The sequence below is a fragment of the Anaplasma bovis genome, from assembly GCF_036903315.1.
Lineage (GTDB): Bacteria > Pseudomonadota > Alphaproteobacteria > Rickettsiales > Anaplasmataceae > Anaplasma > Anaplasma bovis.
The window spans coordinates 1-9,458 of the sequence record NZ_JAWLNY010000039.1 but is presented as its reverse complement, the minus strand read 5'-3'; the positions used below and the strand labels follow the sequence as shown (position 1 = coordinate 9,458).

At 44.3% G+C, this 9,458-nt stretch carries 8 protein-coding genes; 3 read left to right on the top strand and 5 right to left on the bottom strand.

Annotated features, from left to right (window positions below; translation table 11 throughout):
- On the bottom strand, positions 1 to 1,331 hold a 1,331-nt coding region (locus R4I06_RS03605), incomplete at its 3' end, for a dihydroorotase (RefSeq protein ID WP_334414185.1).
- A 41-nt stretch (positions 1,332 to 1,372) separates the two neighbouring features.
- The gene (locus R4I06_RS03600; RefSeq protein ID WP_334414184.1) at positions 1,373 to 2,008 is read right to left on the bottom strand and encodes a phosphopantothenoylcysteine decarboxylase; all 636 of its coding nucleotides are present in this window, start codon (positions 2,006 to 2,008) and stop codon (positions 1,373 to 1,375) included.
- Between the two features lie 148 nt (positions 2,009 to 2,156).
- Here R4I06_RS03600 and fumC point away from each other — a divergent pair, with 148 nt between their 5' ends.
- Positions 2,157 to 3,545 carry a class II fumarate hydratase gene (gene fumC, locus R4I06_RS03595; protein WP_334414183.1) on the top strand — a complete coding sequence of 463 codons (1,389 nt, stop codon included), beginning with the start codon at positions 2,157 to 2,159 and terminating at the stop codon, positions 3,543 to 3,545.
- Between the two features lie 189 nt (positions 3,546 to 3,734).
- On the top strand, positions 3,735 to 4,058 hold the full coding sequence (locus R4I06_RS03590) for a hypothetical protein (protein ID WP_334414182.1): 324 nt from the start codon (positions 3,735 to 3,737) through the stop codon (positions 4,056 to 4,058).
- A 31-nt stretch (positions 4,059 to 4,089) separates the two neighbouring features.
- Here the strand turns inward: R4I06_RS03590 and carB are convergent, their stop codons facing one another.
- The 3 genes from carB to R4I06_RS03575 form a co-directional block, all read right to left on the bottom strand.
- Positions 4,090 to 7,350 (bottom strand): carbamoyl-phosphate synthase large subunit, encoded by a 3,261-nt coding sequence (gene carB / locus R4I06_RS03585; RefSeq protein WP_334414181.1) that lies wholly within the window; start codon positions 7,348 to 7,350, stop codon positions 4,090 to 4,092.
- A gap of 155 nt (positions 7,351 to 7,505) precedes the next feature.
- Complete coding sequence (folP, locus tag R4I06_RS03580; RefSeq protein WP_334414180.1) at positions 7,506 to 8,333, bottom strand: dihydropteroate synthase; 828 nt, start codon at positions 8,331 to 8,333, stop codon at positions 7,506 to 7,508.
- A 2-nt stretch (positions 8,334 to 8,335) separates the two neighbouring features.
- The gene (locus R4I06_RS03575) at positions 8,336 to 8,506 is read right to left on the bottom strand and encodes a hypothetical protein (protein WP_334414179.1); all 171 of its coding nucleotides are present in this window, start codon (positions 8,504 to 8,506) and stop codon (positions 8,336 to 8,338) included.
- 159 nt (positions 8,507 to 8,665) lie between these two features.
- Here R4I06_RS03575 and R4I06_RS03570 point away from each other — a divergent pair.
- The coding region (locus R4I06_RS03570) for an ABC transporter transmembrane domain-containing protein (protein ID WP_334414178.1) at positions 8,666 to 9,458 on the top strand (793 nt) is incomplete at its 3' end.

The following is a 9,458-nucleotide window of genomic DNA, read 5'->3' as shown; positions in this document are numbered from 1 at the left end:
ACAGTCTTTCCTGATACGACGGTTCGTAGTACCTTGCCTTTAACTCTCCTATTGTGAAACGGTGAGTTCTTGGATTTGCTGTGAAATTTAGATACGTCCACTGTCCACTCTTTATCGGGATCAAAGATAACAAAGTCCGCGGCCATACCCCTGGAAATTCTGCCCCTTTTGACTTTTACTATATCTGCGGGTTTGTATGTTAGCATCGATAGCACGTCATTAAGGCTCATCGCTCCACTGTGATACAGCTCAAGTGAGAGAGGCAACAAAGTCTCTAAACCTACTATACCGAAAGCGCAGCACGATAGGGGTTTATTTTTCTCTTGATCTGTATGTGGTGCATGATCAGTAGCTATACAATCTATAGTACCGTCCTTCATTCCTTCAAGCATGCTAAAGCGATCTTCCTCAGTTCTAAGAGGCGGGTTCATTTTTGCCATGCCCCCGTGTGTCAGTACTGCGTCTTCATTAAGGAGAAAATGATGCGGAGTGACCTCACAAGTGACATGCAACCCCTCGAGCTTTGCCGCGCGTATGGCATCTAAGGATTTTTTGGTGGACACGTGTAGAACGTGATAGTGTGCTCCTGGCACTTCACGTAGTAGCTGTATGTCACGGCTGACTAGTATGCTCTCAGATATGTCAAGCATCCCCCTCACTCCTAATTCACGTGAAATCTTTCCCTCATTTATGCATCCTCCACGTGAGAGATTGCTATCTTCCGCGTGCTGCGCAATTACTGCGCCAAGGCTCCTTCCACATTCAAAAGCATTTTTCATGTGCATGGCATTCATTACGGGAGAGCCGTCGTCGGTAAATCCCAATGCCCCCGCGTCTTTTAGGGATGCCATATCACACAATGAACCGTCGGTTTTTGTCACAGCCCCATAAAATTCCACATTTACAAAGGCGCTTTCCAAGGCTCGCATCTTCAGATATTTTGCCACCAGAACGCTATCAATACGTGGTGAAGTATTTGGCTGGCACACAACTGTAGTAACGCCACCTGCGGCAGCGGATTTGCTGCCTGTTTCTACAGTCTCTTTATGTTCCCCGCCTGGCTCACGCAGATGTACGTGGATGTCCACAATACCTGGCATGAGTATGTGTCCTTCACAGTTAACTACTTCGTCAGCAGCACAAGGCGCACTTACGGTACCTGGGGCCATGGGCCCAAATTCAACGACTTTTCCCTCTTTAGTTAGCACATAACCCGTATGGTCAGTTTTTGACTCTGGATCGATAACCCGCGCATTGACGTAAATTGTCGTGTGTCCACTTTGTTGTCCGCTGCCTATCGTAGCCCAAGATGGGCGATCCTCACTGTCCACTTTGTTGTTTTCGTGACAAAACCACGTCAGGGTACAACCAACTATTTGAAGTAGTCAATTATTTCTTCTGTAATCAGCGCTGCTACTTCATATTTTGTCATGAGGGGGAAGGACTTCACAGAGTCTTTTTTCACTATTGATATTTTGTTGTAATCGCTGCCCATAGTGTGCTCCCCTTCCTTAACATAGTCACCATTGGCGATAATCCAGTCGCAGTGTTTGTAAGCCAACTTTTCTTTCGCAGACTCAATAACGGACTCAGACTCAAGACAAAACCCAATAACCAGTTTTGGCCTAGTGGGCGAAGTGCTTATACACCTTACTATGTCCGGTGCGTGCAGCAGATTTACTGAATGCACTGCATGTTTCTTTAATTTACTACGAGATTTATTCGGAACCCAATCTGTTACCGCTGCAGCGAAGATACCAACGTCTACAGGAAGCACCGAGAGACACGTCTCTAGCATCTGAGCTGAAGTCTCCACGTTGTATATGTTGTACATGTCAGGTCGTGCTTGTATGGCTACAGGACATGAAACTAGATTGACATCAAAGCCTGCCTTGCTCATGCACTCCGCGAGCGCATATCCCTGCTTGCCTGAAGACCCGGAGCTTATATATCGAATAGGATCTATGTACTCCTTGGTTGCCCCAGCAGTTATCAGAACGCTGACCATTTTAGATTTTTCTGTGCACAATTCAACATCATACTAACCTGGCGGATATCGCATTGCAAATGTTCATGCAAATTCTTTTGGTGCAAGTGCAAAGTGCGTGTAAAATCCCTCCTCAGTTACCTTGGATAATTAAGGCGGTGGTTGTTATATGAGTGTTAGAGTAGAGTCTGATAGTATGGGAAAAGTTGAAGTTCCTGCAGAACGTTATTGGGGCGCACAAACCCAGCGCTCTCTGGAGAACTTTGCTATCGGTTGTGAAAAAATGCCAAGACCTCTTATTGAAGCGCTGGGTATAGTTAAACTTGCAGCTGCTAGAGTCAATATGAATGATGGCTCAATAGATGGGTCCATAGGAAACGCAATATGTACTGCCGCTCAAGAAGTTATTGATGGCAAACTACATGCAGAATTTCCGCTTGTGGTATGGCAGACAGGTTCTGGTACACAGAGCAACATGAATATGAATGAGGTAATAGCAAATAGGGCTATAGAGATGTTGGGAGGAGAGAGGGGAAGCAAGTCTCCAGTTCATCCTAATGATCACGTAAATTGCTCCCAGTCTTCCAATGATGTCTTTCCCACAGCGATGCACATAGCTGTGGCCCTTGAGGTTGCGAAAAAACTGCTTCCTGCCATAGACAAATTTCACAATGCCTTGAAGAGGAAGGTTGAGGAGTTTTCTGGAATAGTTAAAATTGGGCGTACGCACATGCAGGATGCCACGCCGCTATTTTTGGGGCAGGAATTCTCCGGTTATGAGCACCAAATAGCACAGGGTAAGGTGCGGATTGAGCGCGCTATGGATAGCGTGTACAAGCTTGCACAGGGTGGTACCGCTGTAGGAACTGGATTGAATACCAAAAAAGGCTTTGCTGAGAAATTTGCGCAAGAAGTCGCGAGCATAACAGGGTTACGATTTATAACTTCGGAGAACAAGTTTGAAGCTCTAGCAACACACGATGCTTTGGTGGATCTGAGCGGGGCATTAAATACTGTTGCCGTTAGTTGTATGAAAATAGCAAATGACATAAGGTTGCTGTCCTCTGGACCCAGATGCGGCATCGGTGAGATAGTGCTGCCTGCCAATGAACCGGGATCTTCTATCATGCCTGGAAAGGTAAATCCAACACAATGTGAAGCGATGACTATGGTATGTGCTCAGGTTATGGGGAATCACGTTACTGTTTCAATAGGTGGTGCGAATGGACACCTTGAGCTAAATGTTTTTAAGCCCGTAATATCCTATAATGTGCTTCAATCTGTGAATCTTCTTGCAGATGCAATGACTAGCTTTTCCGACAGGTGCGTTGAAGGCATTGCGGCGAACACAAAGCGCATAGATACCCTTCTGCGGGAATCGCTAATGTTGGTTACTGCGCTCAATAGGCACATAGGATACGATAAGGCAGCGAAAATATCGGAGTTTGCGTTCAAAAATGATGTGACTCTCAAAGAGGCTGCTGTAAAGCTGTATTCCATGGATGAAAAGGAGTTCGATGAGATAGTTGATCCCATAAAAATGGTGCGTCCTAGTTAGTATGTACTTAGAGGTAGCGGGGGGGGGCGTGTGGCACCTAAGTGTGCAACGTTTTTGAGAGCCTATTAAGATGTCTTAATCTTATCTGGATACGTCGTCACATAGGGACTGAGATATCCAGTTAGCTGTTGACATTTTAGACTGTGGTGTGGTACATTAGGCGGTGGTCGATCCTCTTAGGTGATTCTTATGGCAGAAAATGATGATGAGTACAAGGAAATCATAAAGCAGTGTATAGGTAGTGTTAAAGAAGTATTTGGGGAAGGCAAGTTTGATGATGTTGTTGCATCTATAATGAAGATGCAGGAAAAAGTTCTTACTTCAAGTATAAAGCGTGGAGAAGAAGAAATTGCAGGCCAAATAGCTGCAGAAGGAGGGGAGTCCTCTATTTATGAAAGAGTGCTTAATGACGTTAGGGAAGAATTCAAGGAAGACCTGAAAGTCATAAAGAAAAGGATACTTAGACTGGAGAGGCTGGTTCTAGATCCTTCCGGCAATAACAAAGAAGATTAGACATCGGGATTGTTGTCTTAGGGGTGTTATACTACCTCATGGAGTCCTCGTTTTCTAGGTAGTACTCTTGTATGGATCTCACCCCGAATCCCTCTTCTCTTAGGCTCTTTAGGGCCAGGACCATAGCTTTTGCTCCAGTCATTGTCGTGCTGTACGGTATCTTGTGAGCTAAGGCGGTCTTTCTTATATCTGCGCTATCTGAAACTGATTTTAAGCCCTTCGACGTATTTATTACTAATGCCACTTCGTCTGCTAGTAGCATTTCCACTATGTGTTTTCCTCCCTCCCGCACTTTATTCACGTGTGTTGAGGGCACCCCTGCTTTCCGCAAGTATTCTGCTGTTCCAGTTGTGGATAGTACTTCAAACCCCAGATCAAGCAAGTCTTTAGCCAATTGTATTGCTGCTGGTTTGTCACTGTCTTTTACCGATACAAATGCTTTGCCTGAAGACGGGAGGTCATATCCTGCTGCAATTTGTGCCTTCATAAAGGCTATACCAAATGATTTTCCTATTCCCGCAACTTCTCCTGTGGAACGCATTTCTGGCCCCAATAGAGGGTCTATGCTAGTGAATCTAGAGAAAGAAAACACAGCTTCCTTTACCGCTACGTACGGCATGCTCGTTACGCGTGTTTCCGCAGCGTAGGATGCAGGTAACTTCCCAAGCATGGCCATAACGGCGAGCTTAATCAGAGAAATTCCAGTGGCTTTTGCTATGAATGGAATAGTCCTGCTAGCTCTGGGATTGACTTCGAGTACATAGACTTCCTGTTCCTGTATGGCGTACTGTACGTTCAACATGCCCGATACATTGAGAGCACGAGCAATCTTTTTTGTATGCTCTACGACAAGCTTCATTATTTCTTCATCTAGAGTATAAGCGGGTATAGAACAAGCTGAGTCACCAGAATGTATTCCAGCCTCTTCTACATGCTCTGTGATGCTTGCTATACAAACTTGTCCTTCACTACATACTGCATCTACATCTACCTCCACAGCCTCAATTAGAAACTCATCTATCAGCAGAGGTCCAGAATCAAATATCTGTTTGTGAGTGTCCAGATACCCCTGCAGAGACGTATGATCACGTACAACTGCCATATTTTGTCCTCCTAAAACATAGGAAGGGCGCAGCAAAATTGGATAGCCAACGTGTTGTACCTTCTGCAATGCTTCAGTAGCGGAATTGCATGTAGTGCTGTGCGGTTGTTTCAATCCAAGTTCACTTAACAGTTTTTGAAATTTCATTCTGTCTTCAGTTACATCTATGGCGCTGAAGTCCGTTCCTATTACGTTGAGTGACTTTTCGTGCAGCATTTTTGCCAATTTTAATGGTGTCTGCCCACCCAACTGCACGATTAGCATTACAGAACCGGAGCTCTGTGACTCATTGTATATTATATCCAGCACATGTTCTCTGGAGAGCGGAGAAAAATACAGCCTATCGGAAATATCATAATCTGTAGATACAGTTTCTGGGTTGCAGTTTATCATCACTGCTTCCATGCCCAACTCTTTTACTGTACGCGCAGCGTGTACACATGTGTAGTCGAACTCTATACCTTGTCCTATGCGATTAGGGCCGCTACCAAGTATTATGACTTTATCCTTATCGGTTACATTAGATTCGCACTCTGGCTCATCAAACACATTTCCTTCATAGCAGGCATACATGTATGCGGTACCCGTTTTGAATTCTCCTGCACACGTATCAATTCTCTTGTACACGGGTTTTACAGATAATCTCTTTCTTAGATCTTCCACGTACTGAACTGTGACGTTACCAAGTTCAGCTAACCTTTCATCGGAAAACCCAGCTTTTTTTAGGTGTAGAAGACCTTCCCTAGTTTGAGGCAAGCCTTTTGACTTTATATCTTGTTCACAACTGACTATATGACTCATTTGTAAGAGAAACCACGGATCATAATGTGTTATCCTGTTTATTTCCTCCATACTAACGCCCCTTCTCAACGCGTCAGCGATCACTAGTATTCTGTAGGGGGAGGGGTATGCCAGCTCTTTATATAGATCTTCTATGGGAATGTCTTCTGCTAGGAATTCGTTCAGTCCGGTATATCCCACTTCCAAAGAGCATAAGGCCTTCTGTAGAGATTCTGTAAACGACCTTCCTATAGCCATGACCTCACCAACGGACTTCATGGATGTTGACAATTCTTGGCTATGGACACGGAACTTGGCAAAGTCGAACCTGGGAATTTTTACAACCACATAATCTATTACAGGCTCAAAAGATGCGGGAATTGATGCAGCACAGTCGTTACTTATTTCGTCCAAAGTGTACCCAACTGCTAGCTTTGCAGCAATTTTTGCTATGGGAAAGCCCGTAGCTTTTGATGCAAGCGCAGATGATCTTGAGACTCTCGGATTCATCTCAATGACTACTATTTCTCCATCAGCTTTGGGATTTACTGCAAACTGTACGTTTGATCCACCTGTCTCAACGCCAATTTCTCGAAGTATATCGAAAGAAATGTTGCGCATTTTTTGGTATTCTTCGTCACGCAGTGTAATGGCCGGAGCAACTGTAATGCTATCTCCCGTGTGCACGCCCATTGGATCTATGTTTTCAATAGAGCAGACAACAACGCAGTTATCTTTGCAGTCTCTGATGACTTCCATTTCAAATTCTTTCCACCCTATGATAGACTCGTCTATCTGTACTTCAGATGTGGGTGATACAGAAAATCCATGTAGCACAGCTCTGTGAAATTCATCTTTCGTGCGCGCTATTCCTCCTCCCATTCCTCCCAATGTGAATGATGGTCTTATTATCGCGGGTAATCCCACATATTCTAACGCGTAAGCTATCGAGTCCCCTTCCTTTAACACAATACTTTTCGGGCACTTCGCACCAACTTTTGATGCTGCCTCGCGAAAGAGCCTCCTATCCTCTGCTTTTTTGATTGCGGTATGACTTACGCCTATCATTTCAACGTTGTTTCTTGCTAACACGCCCGTATCATGCAGTTCCAAGGCTATGTTTAGAACTGTTTGTCCGCCTACAGTGGGCAAAAGCGCCTGAGGTTTCTCCTTGAGTATTATTTGTTCGATAAACTTTGGCGTTATAGGCTCTATGTACGTGGCATCAGCAAGCTCCGGATCAGTCATTATGGTTGCTGGATTGGAATTTACCAGAATTACTCTGTATCCTTCTTCCCTTAAGGCTTTACATGCTTGAGTTCCAGAATAGTCGAACTCGCACGCTTGGCCTATAACTATTGGTCCTGCACCTATGATTAGAATACTTTCTATGTCTGTGCGTTTTGGCATCTATCTACATTTGCAATGAATTCCGAGCATGTTACTACTATTGAAGGTAAAAAGCAAAACAGTACTGTAATGCGATAATGCCAAATGTGAAATAATCACAACTGAAAGCCCAACCATCTTCGTAAGATGTGCTATCGTCGCATGTATCAGGGTTGTTATGCCTGCAGTTTGCGTGAAATATCGCGTGCCAGCTTAGTCATTTCAACATTGTGTACTCTTATGAAGTCTACGCCCTGTTGCATGAGAAATGCGGACACTATTGCTGTGGGTACATCTCGGTCTGTCAGCGGTATAGATAGAGAGGAGAAAGGAGACTTTCTAGAATGTCCCACATATGTTTTCACCCCTAACTCAGACAACATCCGTATATTTCGCATAATATACCAAGAGTGCTCCGGCAACTTACCAAATCCAATGCCGGGATCGACTATTATGTCTTCTCTATGTACACCATTGGATACCAAGGTATCAACCCTCGCCCTGAGCCATTCAATAATTTCACGCATTAAATCCTCAGGAGAACATGCGGAGTACCTACTCCTGGATACGGGCAACCCTAAACTATGCATTACTACTACTTTCGTGTGGCTTTCCCGGATGACGGGCACCATATTGGGGTCTGACAGGCCCCCCTGGTCATTTACGTAGTCAACTCCTGCACGGAGCGCGATGGAAGCAGTACTGGCATTTCTGGTGTCTATGCTTACTTCAACTTTTGCGCTATGTGCAGCCTCTATGACTTGTGGCAAAACTTCTTCCAAGCGTCGCTGCTCTTCTTCCACCGATATTGCAACAGCATCCGGAGCAGTTGACTCTGCGCCCACATCGATAACGTCTGCACCGTCTTCTATCAGCTTATAGGCATGAGCCAATGCCTTTTCTGGCTCTAAGAACTGTCCCCCATCTGAAAAGGAATTCGGGGTAACATTCAAAATACCAACAATTTTTGTTTTATGGTCTAGAGGATCATTCTCAGAGGACATGCTCACTTTATTAGTAACACAGCACACGCTATGGTAATAGCCTGCAAGGCTACCCTCAGGAGCATGATCTTGTTCTTATATTTGTCATAAAAAGTACCACCGACTGAGGCAAGGACTACCCCGGATACCAGGGAAAGCATTGTGAGCAGTGAAAGTACTACAACGAAAAACACAAAAAATACAAACAGGCTCCCTACCGGGGATTATACCTCATATGTACAGAGCATACAATGCTAATTTACCTTATACTAAGCGAATTTTTATAGTAATATCCAAACCCAAAGGCCGGGTCATTTTATCAAGGTAGTTCCGTTATATTTTTGGAGTTGTATGTGGAAGGTATAAAATTCAATGTTGCCGCGACTAAAGAGCTGAAAAAGAGTGTTCTTTATCAGACATTGGAAAAGTGTAAAAGCGTATTTTGGTTTGTATTTTGGTTTAGTTCCGCAATTAACGTACTGGTCTTATTTTTGCCCCTTTACACTTCTCAGGTTTTAGATAGGGTACTTTCAAGCGGAAGCTCGTCTACGTTGCTGATGCTAAGCCTGGTAACATTGACGGCATTAGTTTGCTCTGCATTGCTGGACGTTTGCAGATCCTTGACTATGGCAAAGGTTGCAGATTGGATAGATAGAGAGGCAACTCCAGACCTAATACAGAAGGCAGTGAGTCTTACATCTATTAAAGGTTCTACCTCAAGTGGTGAAGCCATAAGAGACTTAGGAATGGTGAAGGGCTTCATAACAGGAATGGGTATATTTTCACTCTTTGATATGCCCTGGGCGATAGTGTATCTAGTGGCCATATTCATGATACACAAGATCACCGGCATTATAGCAGTAGTGGGGATAGTACTGTTGGTTTTTATGGCGGTGTGGAATGAGCTTGCAACGAAAAAGATCGTTCAGGAGTCTACTGAGGAAAACGTTCGAAATACCAGTTACATAGATGTTGCCAGTCGCAATTCTGAAGTACTGGAAGCCATGGGTATGATAAAGCCAATAGTTTCAGAGTGGTCTAGTAAGAACGATCGCAACAGGGCCCTGCAAATGAAGGCGCAGAGCAGGTCTAACATAATACTAGGCATCACAAAGTTCATACGTTCTGTCCTACAAATTTCGGTTA

Excerpts from the sequence above, each read along its gene's own strand:
- folP (WP_334414180.1), bottom strand. The coding sequence starts at position 8,333 with ATGTCCTCTGAGAATGATCCTCTAGACCATAAAACAAAAATTGTTGGT.
- carB (WP_334414181.1), bottom strand. The coding sequence starts at position 7,350 with ATGCCAAAACGCACAGACATAGAAAGTATTCTAATCATAGGTGCAGGA.
- R4I06_RS03590 (WP_334414182.1), top strand. The coding sequence starts at position 3,735 with ATGGCAGAAAATGATGATGAGTACAAGGAAATCATAAAGCAGTGTATA.
- R4I06_RS03600 (WP_334414184.1), bottom strand. The coding sequence starts at position 2,008 with ATGGTCAGCGTTCTGATAACTGCTGGGGCAACCAAGGAGTACATAGAT.
- fumC (WP_334414183.1), top strand. The coding sequence starts at position 2,157 with ATGAGTGTTAGAGTAGAGTCTGATAGTATGGGAAAAGTTGAAGTTCCT.